This is a genomic window from Corynebacterium mendelii (assembly GCF_017307055.1).
GTDB lineage: Bacteria > Actinomycetota > Actinomycetes > Mycobacteriales > Mycobacteriaceae > Corynebacterium > Corynebacterium mendelii.
Genome location: NZ_JAFLEQ010000016.1, coordinates 25,818 through 48,354 on the forward strand (window position 1 = coordinate 25,818; position 22,537 = coordinate 48,354).

Genomic DNA, 22,537 nt, shown 5'->3' on the forward strand with positions numbered 1-22,537 from the left:
GTGACGTCCTGGCTGGCGATGTAGATGGTGCAACCACGGGCACTCAGGTCCTGGAAAATCCGGGTGATGACGGAACGGGAAAAATATCCACCGTTTCCAACGGTTCATCCAGAAACAACTCCGGCCCCGGGTCCAACAGCACCAAAGCCAACGCAGTTTTCTTGAAGTTTCCGGCCGAGTACGTCGCCACCGGCCTGTCCATACCACCGACGATGGACAACTGCCGCACCAGCGCGCGGGCCCGCGACTCGGCATCAGGGATTCCCCGCATTCTGCCGACCCGGGTGATAAGTTCCACGGCCGGCAACTCCACAGGAATATTCGGAAAATCCGGCAGATACGCGGCCAGACTGTCCGCACTGATCCGCCGGAGATATGTCGTCTTTCCTGCGCCGTTTGTTCCCAGCAGTCCGATGATCATCAATCCCTCTCTTTTGTCGTTCACACAGGGGCTGCAGCAGGGTGGTGTGACGCGGGAGGAAACGATTTGTCCGCCCACACCAACAGGTGGTGCCGCCGGTGACGAAAAATGTGGGGTGACCGGGTGCAGTCAGGCGTGGGTGGGCTGTGCCGGCAAAACGGTTTTTTAAAGGCATGTGCCATCTTCGGGCACGTGGACGCTTTTATTTTCTTGTTGCGCGCAACACATGTCAGTATCGTCTGGCGCCAGCCCCACATCCCGGCCCTGGAGGGCAGTACCGCTGCGCCGCCGGGAGTGGGGAGAAGCCGCCTTGTCTGAAAAAGCAGCCTTGGTTTACCGGGTGGCCAGGGCTGCGGCGCGCACCGCGGCCGAGACAGCCGGGGCGACCCGGGCATCGAGCGGGGAGGGCACAATGTGGTCGATGTCGAGTTCATCGGCGGCCACATTGGCGATCGCCCGGGAGGCGGCCAGTTTCATCGCCGGGGTGATCTCTTTCGCCCCGGCGGCCAGCGCCCCGTGGAAAATACCGGGGAAGGCGAGCACGTTGTTGATCTGGTTGGGCAGATCCGAGCGTCCCGTGGCCACCACCGAGCCGTATTTGTAGGCCAGCTCGGGAGAGATCTCCGGATCGGGGTTGGCCAAAGAGAACAGGATCGGCTTGTCGGCCATGCGCTGGATATCGGCTTCGCCGACATGCCCGCGCGAGAGTCCGATGAAAGTGTCGGCGCCGTCCAAGGCCTCGGCCACCCCGCCGGTAATCCCGTGCGGGTTGGTGATGCGGGCCATTTCCTCTTTGATTTTGGTCAGCGGGGTGCGTTCCGGGTGGATGATGCCGCGGGAGTCGAGCATGATCACTTCCCGCACACCGGCGTGGATGAGCATTTTCGCGCACGCCACACCGGCCGCCCCGGCCCCGGAGATCACCACTTTCAGATCCTTGAAGCTGCGGTCGAGCAGATGGCAGGCATTGCGCAGGGCGGCGGTGATGACAATGGCGGTGCCGTGCTGGTCATCGTGCATGACCGGGATATCGAGTTCCTCGATCAGGCGACGTTCGACCTCGAAGCAGCGGGGCGCGGAGATGTCTTCGAGGTTGATGGCCCCGAAAGACGGCGACATCGCTTTGATGGTGCGCACCAGCTCATCGACGTCGGTGGTGTCCAGCACAATCGGAATGGCGTTCAGGCCCGCGAAACGGCCGAACAGCTGGGCTTTGCCCTCCATGACGGGAAGGGACGCCCGGGCGCCGATATCCCCCAGGCCCAGCACCGCGGTGCCGTCGGAGATGATCGCCACGTTTTTCCCCGCCCAGGTGTATTCGCGGGCGCGTTCCGGTTCCTCCTGGATGGCTTCACACACCCGGGCAACACCCGGGGTGTAGGCGATGGAGAGATCGCGGACTGTTTCCAGCGGGCGCCGGGAATGCGTTTCGATCTTGCCGCCTTCGTGGGCGGCGAAAATCTCGCCGTCGGTCAGCTGCGCGAAGTGATGTTCGGGAACATCGCTGGGATCTGCGGCGGGGGTGGTGTTTTCACTCATGGGGCAAGCCTTCTTGCGCCGACTACCGCGGGATGTCCCGCCGGATACACCGGGACGGGGACACATGGTGTGCAATGAACGTGGAACGCGGTTGGCGGCTGTTGTCGGTGGTTGTTGTGGATCAGGAAAATAACGCCGGGCCCGGATAACATCCTGTGGATGAGCATTCCGGCGGGTGTCACGGCGGGGGAGGGGGACAACCCCATCCCACTGTGATCCCAATACCGGTCAGCGGACAGGAAGGGCACGTTCATTAAAGGATAAACGCTTGCACTGGCAACCATAAAGCCGTACCCGGCAGTTGTGTTGGGCTTCACAGGACCATCCCGTTGCCCGGGTGCGCAGTCGAAGGACGCCGCCGGTCCGTGGAAACCGGCGGCGGTTTGCGGTCGGCCTACAGTCCGGCGAGTTTTTCGTAGCGGGCGAAGCGGTGTTCCCGGCCGGTGGTCTCCGGGTGGGTGTGCAACTGCACCAGGGTGTCGTGGATGCAGTCAAGGACCCGGGCGGCGAAAGCCTCCGGCTCATCGGCTGCATCCGGGTATTCGGCGATCAGGGTGTCCACCACCCCGCATTCTTTGAGGGTGGGGGCGGAAACCTTCTGTTTCTCCATCATCTCCGGGGCATGGCCGGTGTCCCGGTACAAAATCGCCGACGCCCCTTCCGGCGGCAGCGGGGACAGCCAGGCATGCTCGGCGGCCAGCACCCGGTCGGCGGGCAGCATCGCCAATGCGGCACCCCCGCAGCCCTGCCCCAGGATCACCGATACCACCGGCACATCCAGATACACCAGTTCCCCCAGGGTTCTGGCAATCGAGCCGGCCATGCCGGCTTCCTCCGCCTGTGCGCTCATCTCCCCGCCGGGAGTATCGATGACACTGACCAGGGGAAGACCCAGCTGGTGGGCAAGCTGCACGCCACGGCGGGCAATCCGCAGTGCATCAGGTCCCAGCCAGTGTGTCCCGATGGGCGGCTGCTGGGTTCTGTTCTGGCCGATCAGGACCACCGGGCGTCCGCCGATACGGGTCAGGGCCACCGTCATTGCCTGTGAGGTCCGGCCGTCGGTGGATCCGGACAACTCGATCAGTTGGTCTTTCAGCGCATCGGTGAGATAGGTCAATCCCGGCCGGTCTGGCCGGCGGGTGATCTGGATCGACTCCCAGGCCCGGGCTACCGGATTGGCCGGCTGCACCGGCTTGCCGTCGGTGCCGGCGGCCCGGTCGATGCTCTTTTTTTCCTCTGTGGGCTGCCGGCCGCCGACAAACGCCGGGCAGGCCCACTGTTCCCCCCGGTCATCACCGTGGCCGTCATCGGCGGGCAACAGAATCCCGATGACTTTTTCCATGGATTCGCGCAGCGATTCGGGGCTGACCACCCCGTCAATCACCCCGACCCGGGCCAGGTTCTCGCCCGACTGCACCCCGTCGGGAATGGGGGTTCCGGTGACCAGTTCCACCACCCGGGGGCCCAGGAATCCGAGCAAAGCGTCCGGTTCAGCGAAAGTGAAATGACCGGCAGAACCCCAGGAAGCCATCACCCCGCCGGTGGTGGGGTGTCGCAGATAGACCAGAAAAGGAAGCCGGGCATCTTTGTGTTTGTACACGGCCGTGGTGATCGAGACCATGAGGGTGAACCCGAGGGTGCCTTCCTGCATGCGGGTGCCCCCTGATGCCGGTGAAGCCAGCAGCGGCAGCCGCTCCGCGGTGGCACGGTGGATGGCGCGGATGATGCGCTTGGCCGTGGCTTTGCCGATGGATCCGCCCAGAAAACCGAATTCGGAGACAATGAACGCCACTTTCCTGCCGTGGATCGTTCCGGAGCCGGTGATCACCGCTTCATCACAGCCGGTTTTCTCCTCCGCCCGTTGCAGGGTGACGCGGTAGTCGTCGCTGATATCCCCGTGATCCGGCGGAGTGTCCCAGCTTTCGAAGGATCCCTCATCAAGGGTGCGGTTGATCAGGTCGGTGGCGCTGATGTGGCTCATAGGCGAAACGGTAGCGACAAAACCGGCACCCGGGGAACGGGTTTTCCAATTCTTCCGCCACCGGGTACCCCCGTCTGGCGGGGCGGGCAACCGGTGCCGCCGCCCGGTCCACCATGGCGGGATACGGGGGGCACCGGTACCGGGCAGGACAACCCCCGCTGCTGAAATGCAGCTGGCGGGCAGTGTTCAATGGGGTCATGGCAGACAACACCAACAAACAAACCCACATCACACTGGCTGACGGCACCGTCATCCCGCAGGTCGGTTTCGGCACCTACAAACTGCAGGGCCAGCAGTGCTACGACGCGGTGCGGCATGCCATTGCCACCGGCTACCGGCACATTGACACCGCCGCGGTCTACGCCAATGAGCAGGAAGTCGGCCGGGCGATCGCCGATGCCATCGCCGCCGGGGAGATCACCCGCAAAGACCTGTTCGTGACCACCAAAGTGTGGAATGACTGCCACGGCAAACAAGCCACCGAGAAAGCCTTCCACGCCTCCATGCAACGCCTCGGCCTGGACTATCTTGACTGCTATCTGGTGCACTGGCCCTGCCAGGGCAATGGCCTGTACACCGAAACCTGGCAGACCCTGGTCAATCTGCTCGGCTTCGGTACCGTGCAGACCATTGGTGTGTGCAACTTCTATCCCGCCGTCCTCGACGAGATCATCGCCGCCACCGATGTCACCCCGGTGATGAACCAGATCGAACTGCACCCCGGGTTCTCCCAGGCGACACTGCGCGACTACCACCAGGCACACGGCATCGTCACCGAATCCTGGTCGCCGCTGGGCCGCGGGGAGATGATCGAGCATCCGGTGGTTGCCGCCGTGGCGGAGGACACCGGCAAAACCCCCGCCCAGGTGATCATCCGCTGGCACATGCAGCTGGGATGCGTGGTCATCCCGAAATCAGCCACCCCGGCCCGGATCGAGGAAAACTTCGACGTTTTCGATTTCGAACTCACCGACGGGCAGATGGCGCGGCTTACTGCCCTGGACGGCGATGACTCGGCCCAGAAACGCCGCGGACCCGATCCCGCCACCTTCGGCGTCAACCAGTAAAAAACAACCAAAACACCCCCTGCGCAACCGCCGGCCCCGGTGCTGCGACGGGGGAGGGGACAACCCGCCGGTGACCGGTTGGCGGCACCGGTCGGCCCGGGGTTTTTCCACCCCGGGCCGCGTGTGCCGCACAAAGGGGACAAAACCACTGGAAGGCACACCGGTTTTTCCGCTAGGTTTGCGGGAAACCGCGGCCCGCACCACCACGGGGGACACCGCCGATGCCGAAGGAGTCTGTGATGACCGAACCGACCATGCTCGACAGCGGCCTGGTGTCAGTCACCGACCAGCCGCGCCACGGTGGCGGGTATGTCACCACGGTGACGCTGACCCGCGGCCGGAAACGCAACGCGCTTTCCGGGGCCATGTGCCGGGATATCGGCGGATTTTTCGCCCGGCTGCGGGCCGACGGCGACCAGTGGGGGTGTGAGGGGCCGGCACCGGACAGCCCCCGACTGGTGGTGATCGAAGCGACCGGGCCCGCGTTTTGCGCCGGTGCTGATCTGGATACCGTCCACGACGCGGCTTTTCTGTCGGACCTGTACACCATGCTGCGCGCCATTGTGCTGTGCCCGGTACCGGTGATCGCGGTGATCGACGGCCCGGCTGTCGGTGCCGGGCTGCAACTGGCCCTGGCCTGTGACCGTCGGCTGGCCGGCCCGCGGGCATCATTCCGCCTGCCGCCGGCTGCCCTGGGCTTTCCGCTGGATGCCTGGACAGTCAACCGGCTGGTCGACATGGTCGGCCTGGGCCGGGCACAGTCGATGCTGCTGGATCCGCAGCCGGTGCCGGCCACAACCGCGGCCGCCATGGGACTGTGTGAGGGGCCCGGCACCACCGCCGGGGTCGATGCAGTCATTGAACGGATGGCGCACCTGGCCCCGCTGAGCCTTGCGCAGCTGAAAACACAGTTGCGCGGCACACTGCTTCCCGAAGACCCGGCAACCGGCGGCGACAGCGCCGGCAGTGCACTTGCGGCCCGTTGTTTCGCCAGCAGCGACGTCGACGAAGCGATGCGGGCACGGCAAGAGAAACGCCGCCCCCGTTTCACCGGCCGCTAACAGCACCCATCCCGGCAACGCGCACCCCTGCGGTGGATCATCCCCACTCCAGCGCAGGAGGGGGCAACCCTGGCGGTGTGTGTGTCCGGCGCTCGGCTAATAGGCTTGGACACCATGAGCCACCTGAGTGTCCCCGACACCGGTTTCACCACACCCGCCACAGGGCTGTCCGCCCCCCAGGTCACCTGGCGCATCAGCAACGGATGCACCAATGATGTGGTCCGCCGCGCCGGGCGCAGAACCGTCGACATCATCGCCTCAAACGTGTTCACCCGCATCAACGCGATTTTGGGTGTGCTGCTGGTGATTGTGCTTTTCACCGGATCACTGATCAACGCCGCCTTCGGCCTGCTGATTGTAGCCAACTCGGCGATCGGCATCATCCAGGAGCTGCGGGCCAAACGCACCCTGGAAAAACTCACCGTGCTCGGCGAATCGAAACCCCGGGTCATCCGGGACGGCAGGGCAGCGGACATCCCGCGGGAAAACATTGTGCTCGACGACCTGATCGACCTGGGACCCGGCGACCAGCTGGTGGTTGACGGCATTGTGCGCACAGCCTCCTCGCTGCGGGTTGATGAGTCGATGCTCACCGGGGAATCCGTGGCGGTGCACAAACACCCCGGGGATCCGATCCTGTCCGGCTCCTTCATCAAATCCGGATCCGGCACCTACCAGGCCACCGCCATCGGCAGCGAAGCCTATTCGGCGAAACTGGTGGCCGAAGCGGGCCGGTTCACCCTCACCGGCTCCCAGCTGCAGGCCGGCATCGACAAAATCCTGAAAGTCATCACCTGGCTGTTGGTGCCCGTCGGGGCTTTGACCATCTACACCCAGCTGTACCGCACCGGGGAGCCGCTGAAACAGGCCATCTTGTCGATGGTGGGCTCCATTGTGCCGATGGTGCCCGAAGGCCTGGTGCTGATGACCTCGATCGCGTTCGCCGTCGGGGTGGTGCGGCTGGGTAAACACCAGGCGTTGATCAATGAGCTTCCCGCCATCGAAGGCCTGGCCCGGGTGGATGTGGTCTGCGCCGACAAAACCGGGACATTAACCGAAAACGCCATGGTCGTCGACCACATCACCGCCCTCGACAGCCGGGGCAGAGCCACCACCGACCATACGGCTGCAGCCGAGAACCGGCTGGTGACGGTGCTGGCGATGATCGCCGCAGCCGACGAGCACCCCAACGATACGATTGCGGCGATCAAAGACACTACCCTGAAATGGTGCGCGCAGCCGGAAAAAACCATGGGCACTGTCACCGGTCGAGTCGAATTCGATGCCGCCGTCAAATGGTCCGGTATCGCCACCGGCGCCGGGGGATCCTGGGTGATTGGCGCCCCGGAGGTTCTGCTTGCACCCGGTCATCCGGCGTTGGACGAAGCCGCCGGCCAGTTCGCCAAAGGACTGCGGGTCCTGGTGGTCGCGGAAGCCGAAGACGGATTGCAGGCAGTGACCGCCACCCCCGCACACCCCGGGTGCGGGAGCCTGCGCCCGGTCGGCCTGGTTGTGCTCAACCAGAAGGTGCGGGCCGATGCCGCCGGGACCCTCGCGTTTTTCGCCGCCGAGAATGTGGAAACAAAAATAATCTCCGGGGACAACGCCGCCAGTGTCGGGGCAGTGGCGGCCCAGGTCGGAATCACCCCGGACGGCGACCGACCTGATCCGGCCGATTTTGCCGTCGACGCCCGCACCCTGCCGGAGGCGGGAACCGAAGAATTCGCCGATGCGGTGGAAAAAGGACGGGTCTTCGGCCGGGTCACCCCGGAGCAGAAAAGGGACATGGTCAAAGCCCTGATCGACCGCGGCCACCAGGTGGCGATGACAGGCGACGGCGTCAACGATGTGCTGGCGCTCAAAGACGCCTCCATCGGGGTATCCATGGGATCGGGATCACCCGCCACCCGATCGGTGGCTCAGGTGGTGCTGTTGGACAACCGTTTTTCCACCCTGCCGAAAGTCGTCGCCGAAGGCCGCCGGGTCATCGGCAACATCGAACGGGTGGCGAACCTTTTTCTCACCAAGACCATCTATTCGGTGGTGCTGGCCGTCATCACCGGGGTACTGGGGATGGCTTTTCCCTTCCAACCCATCCATGTCACCATGACCGGCTGGTTCACCATCGGTATTCCGGCTTTCATCCTGTCCCTGGCCCCCAACCACGACCGGGCCCGTCCCGGTTTTGCCGCGCGGGTGCTGAAAACCGCCTTCCCGTGGGGAGTGATCACCGGTGTGGTCACCGTGACGTTCTGGGCGGTGCACAATCCGGGCAGCGAAGCAGAATTCGAGTCGCTGCAGAAAATGGCTGCCACCGCGACACTGTCGACCATGCTGGTGATGGCCCTGTGGGTGCTGGCGGTGGTGGCCCGACCCTGGAACCTGTGGAAAGCGGGACTGCTCATGATCAGTGTCGGCGCCTACTTCCTGCTGTTTCTTATGCCCTGGACCTCCCGCATCCTGCTGCTGGACGTATCCAATACCCAGCTGATGGTCGAATCGCTTGTGTGGGGTGCCGTGGGCTGCCTGGCCATTGAGGCGGTCTGGATAGCAGTCAGACGCCGCGAGCACCTTCCCCTGAAATACATCGATACCTACTGAGTATCCCCGGCACCGGACAACAACAGCTCGGCGCACCACGTGGTGAACATAAAAAACACCCGGCCGAAAAAACCGCCCGCAGCCGTGGCCGTGCTGGGTGAATGCCGGACCATACACGCCGGGCGAATGGGACCCGGCTGCAGGGGTGAAGACACCCACGGCCCCCACCCCGACTGCGCGATACCGGAAGCCGGTGCGGGAAGCTCCACCCGTGTGCGGGCGTACAGCCGCGAACAGGCTGCGCAGAGAACCTGGCTTCGCTGCTGGCGGGAATTGCCGGTCGGTTGTGGCCCAAGGGCATGCGGTCAATCCTGCATGCTGTTTTACTGCTGGGTGATGCTGTGCCCGATGTCGCCGGCAGCGCCGGATGCGCGCAAAACCCCGGTAATCATCGTTGAACAGTTCCCGGCTGATAGCCGCTGGTGCCTATGCCCGGGCCGCCCGGGGGGTGATCCGTGCAGGTGTCTGCAATGGTGTGTGATTATCGGAGCATGATTGACGTCACCACAGTGTCCACCCTGCCCATCGACCTTCCCTGCACCGGGCAGCTGAAAACCCCCGACTACTACGTTGTCTTCTGGGAGGAACCGGACACGCAGGATGATGACGATCCTGAGTGCCGGTTCCGCAGTGCATACCGGCTGTCCGGGTGCTGCTCGGTCCTCGAAGCGATTGTGTGGGAAGAAAACAATGCCGACGGAAGGCAATCGGGGACCTTTCTGCCGGTTTTCGCCGACAACGGGCAACTCGACAGACTTGTCCTTGTCCATGGAATCTGTCCGGATGTGTCCGGCATGGACCGCGAGGCCGACTTCGGGTGGACGCTGTACCGCCCGTGATACCCGTACCTTTATTTTTCTTCCCCGGGATCGGCGGTAAGACAGCGGAGCGGGGATCACTGCGGTCACCGCCGGGGTGCGGCGTGCCGGACAGGACTCCGGTAACGCAACCGCCGGCGCCACTGACCGGTGGCGTGGCCGTGTCCCACCCGGCGGTGGTGTGGCCGCGCGGTAAAAGAAATGCCCGATTGCCCCCGGTATCCCCGACTACGGTCCAAATATAAAGATCCTCTGCCCTTGTTGAGGGGGGTTGGCGGCAACGACGGGGCAGTGGCATCGTCTTTCCGTGATGGGGCGGGCACACTTTTTTGGCTTTTCAGCAATTATTTTTTTGTAGCTAGCGGCAGGTGGGGACGGCTGCATGTCATGGAATTGGGCTGCGGGATTCAGCGGGACCGGCATAGCTGCACGGGTGCTGAATGGGAGCATTTTAAAAAGTCCATGACGGACAGCCCCGAAAAGGGGTAAATTGGGGCGATAGTGCGAAAAATATAATCCGCAGCTGAATTCACGCTGAGAAATTTGTCCGCACAGTGCCCGAAATGTGACCTGTTCAATAATTTTTCCACCCAAGGGTAATATCTTTTGACCGGCGAAACGGTTTGCATGATTAACTTTCCGGCCTTCGGGGGCAGCTCGGGGGTGGGGCGGGGAAATGTTAAACAAGCTGGTAAGGGAGTATTTGGGGGTGCTTTGCAGATGTGCAAATCTGTAAAATAGGCGGTGCATGTTTCCGTTGACGCGAGATCTGGGTACTTTTAGGGTTGAGCCCGTTGTGAAGCGGAGCACAGACTTGCGTGATGGAGTTCACTTTTTATGGTGACGTGTTGCGCTACGCCAAGGCATGATCCGGCAGGTGTCACCCCGCCGGGAATCGCAGCCCCCCACTTTTCCGGTGCGGGGCGTGCGGCACCTTCCTGGCGAGACCAAAGACCACATGACTTTTTCTTCAAAAAAAGTCCCCCGAATACATTGAAAGCGAGACGTGACGCACATGAGTGCTACACCGCCCGCCGGGTACCAGCGCCGTGAACCCACGCCGCAGGAATTCGTGGAAATGCAGAATGATCCGCAGTTCCTCGAGCTGAAGAAGACCTTCCGCTCCTTCGTCCTTCCCACCTCCATCGGATTTTTCCTGTGGTTTATCCTCTATCTCCTCCTGGCGACCTTCGCCGTGGACTTCATGTCCATCCGGATCTCCGGAAACATCAACGTCGCGATGCTGCTGGGTTTCCTGCAGTTCGTGTCGACCTTCGCGATCACCTGGGTGTACGTGAACTTCGCCAACAAGAAACTCGAACCGATGGCAACCGCCGTCCGTGAGCGCATGGAGGGCAAAGCCTGATGAACACCATGATCACAACTCTTCTCGCGGAGCCGGCCCAGCCCGGTGATGCCACCGGCAACCCGATTCTGAACATCGCGGTGTTCGCGATCTTCATTATCGTCACCATGACCATCGTCATGAAGGCGGGTAAAACCACCTCGGAAGCCTCCGACTTCTATACCGGTGGCGCCAAATTCTCCGGCCGCCAAAACGGTCTGGCCATCGCAGGTGACTACCTGTCGGCCGCCTCATTCCTCGGTATTGTCGGCGCTGTCGCGCTGGCAGGCTACGACGGCTTCCTCTACTCGATCGGCTTCTTCGTCGCCTGGCTGGTGGCGCTGCTGCTGGTCGCTGAACCGCTGCGAAACACCGGTAAGTTCACCATGGCCGACGTGTTGAGCTTCCGTCTGCGGCAAAAGCCGGTTCGCCTGGCTGCGGCCCTCGGCACCCTGGGTGTGTCGCTGTTCTACCTGATCGCGCAGATGGCCGGCGCCGGTTCCCTGGTCGCCGTGCTGCTGGATATCCACGACAAGGGCGCACAGGCCGTGGTGGTTGCCGTGGTGGGCCTGATCATGATCGCCTACGTTTTGCTCGGCGGCATGAAGGGCACCACCTACGTGCAGATGATCAAGGCGGTGCTGCTGGTTTCCGGCGTTGTCGTCATGATGATCATCATCTTCATCAAGCTCGGCTTCCTCAACTCGATTCTGGACCACGCCATCGAGGCGTTCGGCCAGTCCGACTACGCGGCCAAGAAGGGCATTGAAGCCCAGGCCATCCTTGATCCGGGCCTGAAGTTCGGCAAGACCATGACCACCAAGATGGACTTTTTGTCCCTCGGCCTGGCCCTGGTGCTCGGCACCGCCGGCCTGCCGCACGTGCTCATGCGCTTCTACACCGTTCCCACCGCCAAAGAAGCCCGCCGCTCGGTTACCTGGGCCATTGTGCTGATCGGTTCCTTCTACCTGATCACCCTGATTCTCGGCTACGGCGCCATTGCCCTGGTCGGACCGGACCGGATTCTCGCCGCCCCCGGTGGCGCGAACTCCGCGGCCCCGCTTCTGGCCTACGAACTCGGCGGCTCGATCTTCATGGCGATCATCTCCGCTGTTGCTTTCGCCACCGTGCTCGCTGTGGTCGCGGGGCTGGCGATCACCGCCTCGGCCTCGGTTGCCCACGACATCTACCACTCGATTATCCGCAACGGTGAATCCACCGAAGCAGAGCAGGTGCGGGTCTCCCGCATCACCGTGGTTGTCATCGGCATCGCCTCGATCATCCTGGGTATTCTCGCGATGAGCCAGAACGTCGCTTTCCTGGTGGCCCTGGCCTTCGCCATCGCATCCTCGGCGAACCTGCCCACTATCCTGTACTCGCTGTACTGGAAGAAGTTCAACACCACCGGCGCCCTGTGCTCCATGTACACCGGCCTTGGCCTGGCGCTGCTTTTGATCATCTTCTCCCCGGCGGTCTCCGGAACACCGGCCTCGATGTTCCCGGATGCGGACTGGCACCTCTTCCCGCTGCGTAACCCGGGTCTGGTCTCCATTCCCGCCGCCTTCCTGGCCGGTTACCTGGGAACCATGTTCGGCAAACCGGACAACCTGGATGAACTGCAGGCCGAGATGGAAGTCCGCTCCCTGACCGGTGTCGGCGTCGAATCCGCGGTCGATCACTAGGAGCAGCAGTTCCCGCCCCGCGACCGCACTGACGGGCACCACACGGTGCACAGGCGGCCGGAAGGAATTGTTGACCACAACTTAAAATGTGTTGGCCGCCCCGCCCCGGGCGGGCAGAGTCCCTGAATGGACGCTGCCCGATATCCCGGGGCGGGGCTGTGCTGTGCCCGCCCGGAACAGCCATATACTTGTCCGCGTGCAGCAACCGATATCTCCCGCCCCGCCACCACCGGAGTGTTCCGGCAGGGTGCGCGCACGCCGCGGCACACGGTCGGTGCGGGGGCCGGTTGCGGCAGCCGTGATTCTGGCGGTGGCAGTGGCCGGATGCGCCGGGGAGAGGCAACCTGCCCCGCAGAAAGCCGCCACCACCGGTGGGCTCACCGTCCCGACCGTGGTCACCGGTGGGCCGCAGATAGCCGCCACCACCCCGGAGCCGATTGACCCTGACTGGTTCGTCGACGCGGTGGAGAAATCCTCCGGGCCGCAAATGACCTATCTCAGGCTCGATGACGGGTGGATGGCCGGGACGGCAGGACAGCGCAAACCCCGGCCCGCCCTGTCACTGGCCAAGCTCTACATCGCCGACTGGGTCTACGCCCACGGCAACCGGACCCAACGCGACCGTGCCACCGAGATGATCGAAACCTCCGATGATTCGATCGCCGACGAGCTCTACGCCGACTTTCCCGAATCCATCGACGGCACCGCGGCAGCCTACGGGCTGCAATCGACCCGCGGGGAAGACAAATGGGGCTATTCGTTGACCTCCACGTTCGATGTGGTGCGTTTTATCGCCATCAAACTGCAGACCGACCCGGACTCGATGGTCATCGAAGCCATGCGGCACCCGGCACCGTTCGCCGCCGACGGCTACCCGCAGGACTACGGCACCGCCACCATCGACGGGGTGCTGGGAACCAAATGGGGATGGTCAAACAACCGGCAGTACCATGCCTCGGTCAGTTTCGGCAGGGACTTTGTGGTGGCCGCCGCCCAGCCCGGCGATGCCGGGCAGTTGACTGAACTGGTCACCACGCAGATGCGAAAACTCCGCGGCATGGAACCGCTGCGCGGCGACAGCGGGAAGCTGCCCGGGCCACCCCTGCCGGAGGCCACCACCGGACAAACCGCCGCCGGCCGGTAATACCGGACAGCGGCACACCGTCACCGGCCCATCAACGAAAAAACAACCCGGCCGGGAAAGGAAAAACCGGACACCCCGCCGGCTGGGCCGGGGCGGAAATCCGGGCGTGCGGGGTGTGGAAAAAACCTGCCTGCCCCGGCAGCCGACACGACGATCACCGCTTCGGTGGGTTAAGCTTTACCGGCCACCGTGCCAACCCTTCCACCACCGGATGCCCGGATCTTTCGGCCCGGCGTATTTTCCCGGAAGGCAAAGCTCACCGGTCCCGGTGGATCGGCGGGATGTGCCGCGGAACACCCATACCCACCCGGTTGTCCCGCTGCCCGCACATCGACCCGGTGGACACCCACGTTTTTGTTTGCGCTTCTTTTTTCCGAAAGGTCGGTTTACGGCACCCGTGACGTACGAGATTCTTGCCGCAGGTGGCGGTGTCAACCCCGATGTGATCCTCGGACTGATGTGGATCACCATTGCCGCCCTGTTGAGTCCGCTGCTTAATTTCCTCACCGGCAAACGTATCCCCGGGGTGGTGTTCATGCTGGTGCTCGGGGTGATCATCGGCCCCGAGGTTCTCGACCTGGCGCGCAACGACGGATCGATCTCGCTGCTGCGGGAACTCGGCCTGGGCATGCTGTTCCTGCTGGCCGGCTGGGAAATTGAGCCCGAGGCCATGCGTGGCCGGTTCGGCACGTCGGCACTGATGACCTGGGCCGCCTCCCTTGCCACCGCGTTTTGTGTGGGGCTTGTGGTCTACGGGGCCGATGACGTGCTGATCAGCGTGGTGCTGGCCATTGCCGTCTCCTCGACTGCCATGGGCACCCTGCTGCCCGTGATCAAAAACGCCGGGCGTGACGACTCGCCGGTCGGCAAAGGCGTGCTGGTCCACGGGGCCATCGGTGAACTGGGACCCATTTTCGCCATGGCACTGCTGCTGTCGACCAGGGCCACCTGGCTGACACTGCTGATTCTCATCATCTTCCAGGCCGGTGCCCTGGTGGTGGCCTTCCTGCCGAAAACAGTCTCCCGACTGGTTCCCTGGGTGGGACGGGCAGTCAAAGACGGGGCCAGCCACACCAGCCAAACCGTCATGCGGGCGGTCATGGTGCTGCTCACCATGCTCATGGCCATGGCCGCAGTCTTCGAACTCGATGTGGTTTTGGGGGCCTTTGCCGCCGGTATCATTCTGCGCGCCCTGGTTCCGCCGCGGGCCAGGAAAACCACCGAAGCCCGGCTCGATGTCATGGGCTACGGGCTGTTCATCCCGGTGTTTTTCATCACCTCCGGGATGGCCATCAAACTGGATGCCGTCATCGAATACATGTGGGCACCGTTTGTCGGCATTGTCCTGATCTTCATTGCCCGCGGCCTGCCGATCTTCCTGGTGGAGCGCTACACCAAAACCGGCTCCGGGCTGGTGGGGCTGCGCGACCAGCTGGAGCTGTCGCTCTACTCGGCCACCGGTCTGCCGATCATTGTGGCGGTGACCGAAATCGCCGTTGAACGTGACCTGCTCAGCGAAACCCAGGCCTCACTGCTGGTGTGTTCCGGTGTGGGAACCGTGCTGCTGTTTCCGCTTCTGGCCTCAATTGTGCACCAGAAACTGCCCGCACCGCCGGACGATGGCGGGGAAGACAAAGACAAAGCCGAACGCGAAGCCGCTGACGAGCACGAGGAATTCAAACAGACCAAAACCCGTGTGCACATCGCCGATGCAGTCAAACAGATCGACTCCGAGGTCCCGAAACCGAAGCCGAAACCGAAGTCGACCACCGTCGCCGAACACGAAATCACCATCGACGACGAGGACTAGAGTCCCTTTACACAGCCCACCACATCCGGGGCTTGGCAGAAAAGATATCGGCCATCGGTGACGTGGAAAAGCATCCGCTGCACGGTTCCGCCGGGCGGCAAAACCCATTATCCGGTGGAGGGGATCACGCCAGGGGAGTGTTGCGGCAGATATGCCCTCCGCCGGGATTCGTCGCGTTTTAGCAGTCGGGATTGGTTGGGCAGACGCGCGACGGGGTTGGCCTCGGTCCCCGGGTGTCCCGTCAGCCCGGGCGCGATGTGCGGATTGGGCGGCCAGACGCGCGTGCCGGAAAAACCGTTGTGGTCACGGCCCGGATAAACAGCTGGGAGACGGTCCTGCCCCGGACAATCGGCTACCGGTCGACTGGCCGGTAAAGGAAGACGGTGCCGCTAACGCGCCCCTACTGGTGCCATGTGATTCCCAAATCCAGTTGCGGATCGGGCTGAGGCGCAGGTTGTGGGTAAGGCGGGGCTGACTGGGAGCTGGACTTTGATCCCCTCTGGTTCCGCTGTTGCCTTGATGAGCTTTGTGTCGCGGGTGAAGAGGAATTCGCAACCAGCTTCAAGAGCACACGCAACAATAGCCGGATCTACGGGCTTGACGAGAAGCTCAGGGGCCTAGCTTTTGCGCCATTTCCATCGCCCATTCGTCCAGCTGTATCCAGATAATCTGCTGCGGCCTGAAGAATTCGAGCGCACTGGTAACGAGATCATTGTGGATTGGTGCGAGCTGCACTGCCTTTTCCATTCAGCAAAAGTTTTATTTTGACTTGTTGGAAGGGCGCGTTCATCTCACAGGCAATAAATCATCTCCACTCACAGTGGTGCAGGCCGTGTAGTCAATTGATTCTGGCAGTAGTGTTGCTTCAATGGATAAGAAACTACTGCTCAATCTCTACGATGCGCAGCTACGTTCTGAGACTGAAGTCTCCGATTCTCGGGAAGTCGTGAGGATCGGTCCTTTATGGGTTGCCAGGTATCCGCATCGACACGGATTTATCACCTATGAGTCGATTCCACCTGAAACCAACCTATCCAAGCTCATTGATTTAGCCATGGACCACTTTCTTGCCGATGAACGAATCGACAGCGTTGAGTGGAAAACACGGGAGCATGACGGTCTGGAAAACCTGCACAATCTACTATCGGCACGTGGGTTTAAGGAATGCGATCCTGAGACAGTAATGGTCGGTTATGCCCAGGCAATCATTGCGGCCGCAAGTCCTCTTCCCGAAGGTTTTGTGGTAGAGCCTGTGAGTTCTCCCGCTGATATTCAGCTGGCGCAATCACTGATACAAGACGCTTTCGAAGCTCCCGTTGAAGAAGCGCAACGGCTTACCGATCAGCTGGTAGCCCGCTATAACGATGATCCGGCAAGCTTTGAGTTGTGGGTAGTGCGTGAACCGGGTGGAAAGGTTGTGTGCACCGGGCGAACCGAGTTCTTGCCAAGCACTGAAGTTGCTGGCCTGTGGGGTGGCGCGTGCGAAAAAGCTTATCGAGGTCGGGGGCTATACCGTGCGCTCACCGCAGCCAGAGCCTCTTCTGCATTGCGCCGAGGTTATCGATATTTACACGCAGATTGCACGGAGGACTCCCGCCCGATATTGGAGCGGGCCGGTTTGGTGAAAGTCACGACAACCACGCCTTTTGTATGGCAAAGACATAAAAATCAGCCCGATTACTGAGAAGGAAACCGTCCATCTCGAACGATAGTTTTGCCCTGAACCAGCCGCGAAGCACGTTCAGGATCTACCCGGGGCCACCCATAAAACGGGCTTCGCATTTGCGAAATGCCGTCCGCCGGCAATCGCCCCATCGGTGCAGGTCAGACCGTGGGTGTCAAAATGACACGGAGGTTCACCTGCGAAAACAGGATCACCGGACAATCCGGCTTCAGGCGGCCACACATCACCGAGCTAGAGGGCCGTGTGCCGATTTGCCACGGGGTTGAACAGTGTTTTCCAGAGCGTCCCCCAAGTCGCGTTCACGCACAATTACCCGGGTCTTGAGTGGTATTGAGTTCTCGGTTTCCATGCGCAGGCGCTTGTCCGGGCCACAACCGCCGGGTCAGTCCGGGGTGTTGAAAGCAACTGCTGCACGCTGCAATACAACTCCTGCAAGTGCTTCGGTGGGATTGGCCTCTGGTTCGGTTTGTGAAATCCACTGACTGTGCCGTCAGCTCTGTCGCGGTAGTGGTATCAGCTGCATTTTTGGCAGGCCACCTGTGGTCGCGATGGTGCGGTACAACGCACGTCCCACGGGCGTCGAGCCGTATTTTCCGGGACCGTGCGGCCTGCTCGGCGGCACGGGCCAAAGCGGGGGCAAGTGCAAAAAAATAAGTGCCCCAGAAAGGATTCGAACCTTCGACACCGGCTTTAGGAGAGCCGTGCTCTATCCACTGAGCTACTGGGGCAACACCGCTTGCATGCAAAGCGACCACAACAGACTACCGCAGCAAAACGAAGCCCCTCAAACCGCCCGGGGGCCACGGCGGATCCGCCGGCCGCACCGGCGTGCCGCCAGCGGCTGTGCGGGGGTGGCATGGGGTGGATAAACCGCAGGTGGAACAGGTTTGAGGGTCTTTTGCCGTGCGCCTGAAGCATTCACCACATACGCTGGGGAAAAGACTGAAGAGAAAACCGAGAAGGGACCTTCACCCATGGCACCACTCAAGCCCACATTCACCGATGTCCACGGCCGTAAAATCGCCGCCCAGATGATCCATGAGGGCCGTACCGCCCGGCTGACGATCAACGAGCTCGACGACAACGGTGAACCCACCACGATCCTGGTTCTCAACAGCTACGACGCCACGCTTTTGGCCCGTGCCTGCAACCTGTTCGTCAAGCACAATTTCTCGGTGAACTTCACCGACGTGAACATGATGCTCTCCCCGGAGGACAAAGCCCAGATTCTCGGCGATGACGAGGAACTGCCCCAGGACAAAGACACCTGGTGACCGACACACACGGCCCCCGGCCACCACTGTTGACAGTGGCGGTCGGCAAGCGTGTGTTTTCCCACTCCCGTCGGTGCATGCCCCGCCGGCTCTGACAGCGCCCGACCGCCCTCCGGCTGCGGGCGCTTTGTCGTGGCCCGGCACTGTTTTCTTGCCCACCACCTCTCCCGGCGGGTACCGGAGAACCGGACAGGCACCGTGTCGCTGAGGGGCCTACCATGGGGCCACCAGCGCATCACCCCGGATAGCACCGCAAGGTTTCTCTGAACCGGTGTGCCCCCGGGGCACACGGGGCACGCATCCGACAATCTTTTTTTCTACTTTCCACAAGGACCACAACCAATGAGAACACTGCTCGTCATCGGCATGGGGGCGGGAAGCCCGGGACACATCACCCAGGATGCGGTGGCTGCACTCAAACAGGCTGATGCGGTGGTGGCCCTGGACAAAGGGGATGTCAAAGCCGATCTGCTGCGGCTGCGGGAGCAGATAGTGTCCACCCACGCCCCCGATGTGCCGCTGATTGCGGTGACCGATCCGCAGCGGGACCGCAATCCGGCCGACTACCGGAGCGAAGTTACACGCTGGCATGCCGCCCGTGCCCGGCTTCTTGCCGAGACAATTACCACCCACGTCCCCGATGGCGGGACCGCGGCGTTCCTGGTGTGGGGGGATCCGTCGCTGTACGACTCGACACTGCGGGTCATCGACCGGATGCGCAGAGACTGCGCACTTGAGTGTGAAGTGCAGGTGTTTCCCGGTATCACCGCCATCCAGGCGCTGACTGCGGCGCATGCGATCACCATCAACCGGATCGGTGAACCGATCCTGGTCACCACCGCCCGCATGCTGCCCCGGACCCCCGAGCAGCTGCTCGGCAACTGTGTGGTCATGCTTGACGGGGCGGATGGCTGGAACAGTCTGAAAAACACCGGCACCGAGATTTTCTGGGGCGCCTACCTGGGAACGGACAAGCAGATCATCCGCCACGGCATGATTGACGACATCGGCGACAGTTTGGCGCAGTTGAAAACCGATCTGCGACGCGAACACGGCTGGATCATGGACACCTATCTTTTGCGGCGCTGAGCCTTATTCTTCTTTTTCACAAAAACCACACAGCCGCCGACAGATCAGAAAAGAATCGAGACACCCACCGTGACCTACCATTCCCGTGCCCACCAGGGGCCGCACCGTATCGACCGGTTTCCCGCCGTTGTGCTGTGGCTTTTGTTCGTGTTGTCCGCAGCCGGTGCCGTCTGGTTTTTCCGCCGCGCCGCAGTCCCCGACGCGCCCCGGGAAATCCTGGACGGGGCATGGGCACTGACGGTGTGTGCGGTGGTGGCGGGGTTTGCCGCGATTGGCTGCACGTTCATTGACGGCATGCGCCCACTGCTCAACCTGGCCCCGGGGCTGACGTTGATTCTGGCCGGCCTGGTGGCATGGACGTTTACCCTGTGGGCTGTCGGCGCAGTGGTCTTGGGGGCGGTGTGGCTGGCGGCCTCCCTGGTAAGGGAAGGCGACACCCCCTACTATCTGCGGCACTGACCCAGCGGCCCGGTGGGTTAAAAAACTCTGCCGCCGCCTAGTTTTCCGCCTTCCACCATTGGATGCGGAAGGTCAGGGGTGCTGCCGTATCGCCCACCAGCAGATGTCCTCTGCTGCTTTCGACCGGGTCGGTTTCCCGCACGAGTTCAAACCTGTCGTCGGGGATGACCGGGGCCATGACGGCGTTGTCCCCGAGCAGATTTTTGATGTCGGCGTCAATGACGGTGACCACCAGCAGACTGCAGTCATTGATGGTGCTGTCATAGACTTTCCCGCCGCCCATGATCCAGGCCGGGGCCTCCGGCAGGGTGGTGGTGACCTCGGCGCCGTCCGACCAGGTCCCGGCAGGCCGGGTACTCAACACGATATTTCTGCGGCCCGGCAGGGGACGGAATTGTTCCGGCAGGGACTGCCAGGTGTGCCGGCCCATCACCACTGTGTCGCTGCCGGTGGTTTTTTTGAAATGGGCCAAATCCTCCGGCAGATACCAGGGCATGGTGTGCCCGTCGCCGATCACCCCGTCGGCTGATTGCGCCCAAATGGCGGCGTAGCCGTTGTTGTCCGGGACTATTTCACACATGGTCACATCCACATCATTGGTGCTGCCGCAGCAGGGAAGACTCCGGCAGCTTTGTGCGGGGCCTGCGCGGGCAAGGTTTTTTCGGTGCTGCCGGGTCTTGTGGTGGTGCCGTCCCGGCGAATGGGATACCCGCCTACACCGCCACCGGTGCTTTGATACCCGGATGCGGGTCGTAGCCGGTGATGGTGATGTCGGAGAAATCGTAGGAGAAAATGTCTGTGGCTTTGCGCAGCGTCAGCCGCGGGTAGGGACGCGGGGTGCGCGACAGCTGCAGGGCAACCTGCTCACGGTGGTTGTCGTAGATGTGGCAGTCCCCGCCGGTCCAGATGAATTCCCCCGGTTCCAGCCCGGTTTGCTGCGCCAGCATCAGCGTCAAAAGCGAGTAGGAGGCGATGTTGAAGGGCACGCCCAAAAACATGTCGCAGCTTCTCTGGTAGAGCTGCAGCGACAGCCGGCCGTCGGCGACATAGGTCTGGAACATCATGTGGCAGGGGGGAAGAGCCATATTGTCCAGTTCGGAGACATTCCACGCCGAGACAATCATCCGCCGGGAATCCGGGTTGGTGGTGATGGTGTCGACCAACTGCTGAATCTGGTCGATGTGACGGCCGTCGGGGGTGGGCCAGCTGCGCCACTGCGCCCCGTAGACCGGCCCCAAATCCCCGTTGTCGTCGGCCCACTCATCCCAGATCGTCACCCCGTGCTCATGCAGCCAGTTGATGTTCGAATCGCCGCGCAGGAACCACAAAAGCTCCCCGATGACTGATTTCATGTGGACTTTTTTCGTCGTGATCAGGGGGAAGGATTCGGTGAGACAAAAACGCATCTGGCGGCCGAACACACTGGTGGTTCCGGTGCCGGTACGATCCGATTTCTTTGTCCCGCAGGCCACGATATCGCGCAGCAAATCCTCGTACGGGGTGGGGATGGGGCTGGTGGACTGGCTCATGGGCAACACTGTAGCCCACCGGGCATCCCGGCGGTACAACCCCGGCGGGGATGCCGCGGTGCGGGCCGGGTGCGCCCCACGATGGTGGCACACAACACAAAACCCGCCTGCGGCACAGCGCTGAAAACACTGTGCACACGGCGGGTGGTGTCGTTGGGCGGGATGTGACTGTTCCACCGGGTACGGGAAGAGGTCCTGCAGCCCCGGGAAATAGATCTAGTCCTCGACGGGGGTGTAGGAGCCGTGTTTGTCGTGGAAGTCGGCGATGTGGCCCAAAATATCGTCGGCCAGCTCCGGGCGGCAGACCAGAATATCGGGCAGGTAGGGATCCCGCTGGTTGTAGCGCAACGGTGAGCCGTCCAGGCGGGAGCAGTGCAAACCGGCGGCAGCCGCCACACCGACGGGGGCCGCTGAATCCCACTCGTACTGGCCGCCGGCGTGAATGTAGGCGTCGGCGTCACCGAGCAGCACATGCATGGCCTTTGCCCCGGCAGAACCCATTTTCTCCGGCTCAAAGCCCATCTGTTCACAGACGTAGCCGGCGACTTTCGGTGCCCGGTTGTGGCTCATGACGATTTTCTTCGCCAGCGGACCGGCGACGGCTTTGGCTTCCTCGGAGTGGAACACCACACCCAGGTCGGGAAGACCGACCGCGGCGCATTTGGGAACCCCGTTTTCGACCAGGGCGATATGGACCGCCCAGTCCTGCCGGCCCGTGGCAAATTCCCGGGTACCGTCCAGCGGGTCGATGATCCACACACGGGATTTGTCCAGCCGCTCCGGATTGTCGGCGGCTTCCTCGGAGAGCACCCCGTCATCGGGGCGGTGCTGCTCCAAAGCCCTGGCAAGCCAGGATTGGGCGAGTTCGTCACCGGCATCACCCAGAAAACGTCCGCGCAATACGCCGACGTCACGGACACCTTTGAGAATATCGCCGGTGCCCTGGGCAAGACGGGCGGTAAGGATGGCATCGTCAAGAATCCTTGTCATGGGTTTCAATTGTAGGCGGTAGCACACTGACTTAGCCACACAG

Annotated in this window: 18 protein-coding genes and 1 tRNA gene; 12 read left to right on the top strand and 7 right to left on the bottom strand. The window is 62.5% G+C overall.

Annotation, left to right across the window (positions count from 1 at the left end):
* Nucleotides 1-43: 43 nt before the first annotated feature.
* The 3 genes from JZY06_RS08615 to JZY06_RS08625 form a co-directional block, all read right to left on the bottom strand.
* Nucleotides 44-445, bottom strand: coding sequence for an ATP-binding cassette domain-containing protein (locus JZY06_RS08615; RefSeq protein WP_207279155.1), 402 nt, complete (start codon nt 443-445; stop codon nt 44-46).
* A gap of 309 nt (nt 446-754) precedes the next feature.
* Entirely contained in the window at nt 755-1,960 is a 1,206-nt protein-coding gene (locus JZY06_RS08620; RefSeq protein ID WP_207279156.1) for an NAD(P)-dependent malic enzyme, read from the bottom strand.
* Between the two features lie 394 nt (nt 1,961-2,354).
* Complete coding sequence (locus tag JZY06_RS08625; protein WP_207279157.1) at nt 2,355-3,941, bottom strand: carboxyl transferase domain-containing protein; 1,587 nt, start codon at nt 3,939-3,941, stop codon at nt 2,355-2,357.
* A 197-nt stretch (nt 3,942-4,138) separates the two neighbouring features.
* On the opposite strand from JZY06_RS08625, the gene JZY06_RS08630 reads away from it, so the two are divergent.
* From JZY06_RS08630 to JZY06_RS08670, 9 genes are all read left to right on the top strand, one after another.
* Entirely contained in the window at nt 4,139-5,008 is an 870-nt protein-coding gene (locus tag JZY06_RS08630; protein WP_207279158.1) for an aldo/keto reductase, read from the top strand.
* Between the two features lie 239 nt (nt 5,009-5,247).
* A complete protein-coding gene (locus JZY06_RS08635; protein WP_207279159.1) occupies nt 5,248-6,069 on the top strand; it encodes an enoyl-CoA hydratase-related protein in 822 nt (273 codons plus the stop codon).
* Nucleotides 6,070-6,183: 114 nt separating this feature from the next.
* Complete coding sequence (locus JZY06_RS08640; protein ID WP_207279160.1) at nt 6,184-8,670, top strand: HAD-IC family P-type ATPase; 2,487 nt, start codon at nt 6,184-6,186, stop codon at nt 8,668-8,670.
* Nucleotides 8,671-9,161: 491 nt separating this feature from the next.
* Nucleotides 9,162-9,509, top strand: a complete 348-nt coding sequence (locus JZY06_RS08645) for a hypothetical protein (RefSeq protein WP_207279161.1) — start codon at nt 9,162-9,164, stop codon at nt 9,507-9,509.
* Between the two features lie 994 nt (nt 9,510-10,503).
* Entirely contained in the window at nt 10,504-10,854 is a 351-nt protein-coding gene (locus JZY06_RS08650) for a DUF485 domain-containing protein (protein WP_207279162.1), read from the top strand.
* 119 nt (nt 10,855-10,973) lie between these two features.
* Nucleotides 10,974-12,515, top strand: coding sequence for a solute symporter family protein (locus JZY06_RS08655; protein ID WP_407929824.1), 1,542 nt, complete (start codon nt 10,974-10,976; stop codon nt 12,513-12,515).
* A gap of 247 nt (nt 12,516-12,762) precedes the next feature.
* Nucleotides 12,763-13,659, top strand: coding sequence for a hypothetical protein (locus tag JZY06_RS08660; protein ID WP_207279164.1), 897 nt, complete (start codon nt 12,763-12,765; stop codon nt 13,657-13,659).
* Nucleotides 13,660-14,056: 397 nt separating this feature from the next.
* The gene (locus tag JZY06_RS08665; protein WP_330617217.1) at nt 14,057-15,469 is read left to right on the top strand and encodes a cation:proton antiporter; all 1,413 of its coding nucleotides are present in this window, start codon (nt 14,057-14,059) and stop codon (nt 15,467-15,469) included.
* 868 nt (nt 15,470-16,337) lie between these two features.
* A complete protein-coding gene (locus JZY06_RS08670; RefSeq protein WP_207279165.1) occupies nt 16,338-17,153 on the top strand; it encodes a GNAT family N-acetyltransferase in 816 nt (271 codons plus the stop codon).
* Nucleotides 17,154-17,808: 655 nt separating this feature from the next.
* Here the strand turns inward: JZY06_RS08670 and JZY06_RS08675 are convergent.
* Nucleotides 17,809-17,881, bottom strand: a tRNA-Arg gene (locus tag JZY06_RS08675).
* Between the two features lie 246 nt (nt 17,882-18,127).
* Here JZY06_RS08675 and JZY06_RS08680 point away from each other — a divergent pair.
* The 3 genes from JZY06_RS08680 to JZY06_RS08690 all read left to right on the top strand — a co-directional run bounded on the left by JZY06_RS08680 (nt 18,128) and on the right by JZY06_RS08690 (nt 19,975).
* Nucleotides 18,128-18,427, top strand: coding sequence for a hypothetical protein (locus JZY06_RS08680; RefSeq protein WP_207279166.1), 300 nt, complete (start codon nt 18,128-18,130; stop codon nt 18,425-18,427).
* Between the two features lie 342 nt (nt 18,428-18,769).
* Entirely contained in the window at nt 18,770-19,516 is a 747-nt protein-coding gene (cobF, locus tag JZY06_RS08685) for a precorrin-6A synthase (deacetylating) (RefSeq protein WP_207279167.1), read from the top strand.
* A gap of 69 nt (nt 19,517-19,585) precedes the next feature.
* Nucleotides 19,586-19,975 carry a hypothetical protein gene (locus JZY06_RS08690; protein ID WP_207279168.1) on the top strand — a complete coding sequence of 130 codons (390 nt, stop codon included), beginning with the start codon at nt 19,586-19,588 and terminating at the stop codon, nt 19,973-19,975.
* A 37-nt stretch (nt 19,976-20,012) separates the two neighbouring features.
* Here the strand turns inward: JZY06_RS08690 and JZY06_RS08695 are convergent, their stop codons facing one another.
* From JZY06_RS08695 to JZY06_RS08705, 3 genes are all read right to left on the bottom strand, one after another.
* The gene (locus JZY06_RS08695; protein ID WP_207279169.1) at nt 20,013-20,555 is read right to left on the bottom strand and encodes a dihydrofolate reductase; all 543 of its coding nucleotides are present in this window, start codon (nt 20,553-20,555) and stop codon (nt 20,013-20,015) included.
* Between the two features lie 133 nt (nt 20,556-20,688).
* Complete coding sequence (locus JZY06_RS08700; protein WP_207279170.1) at nt 20,689-21,504, bottom strand: thymidylate synthase; 816 nt, start codon at nt 21,502-21,504, stop codon at nt 20,689-20,691.
* Between the two features lie 216 nt (nt 21,505-21,720).
* Nucleotides 21,721-22,494 (bottom strand): 3'(2'),5'-bisphosphate nucleotidase CysQ, encoded by a 774-nt coding sequence (locus JZY06_RS08705; protein ID WP_207279171.1) that lies wholly within the window; start codon nt 22,492-22,494, stop codon nt 21,721-21,723.
* Between the last annotated feature and the right edge of the window lie 43 nt (nt 22,495-22,537).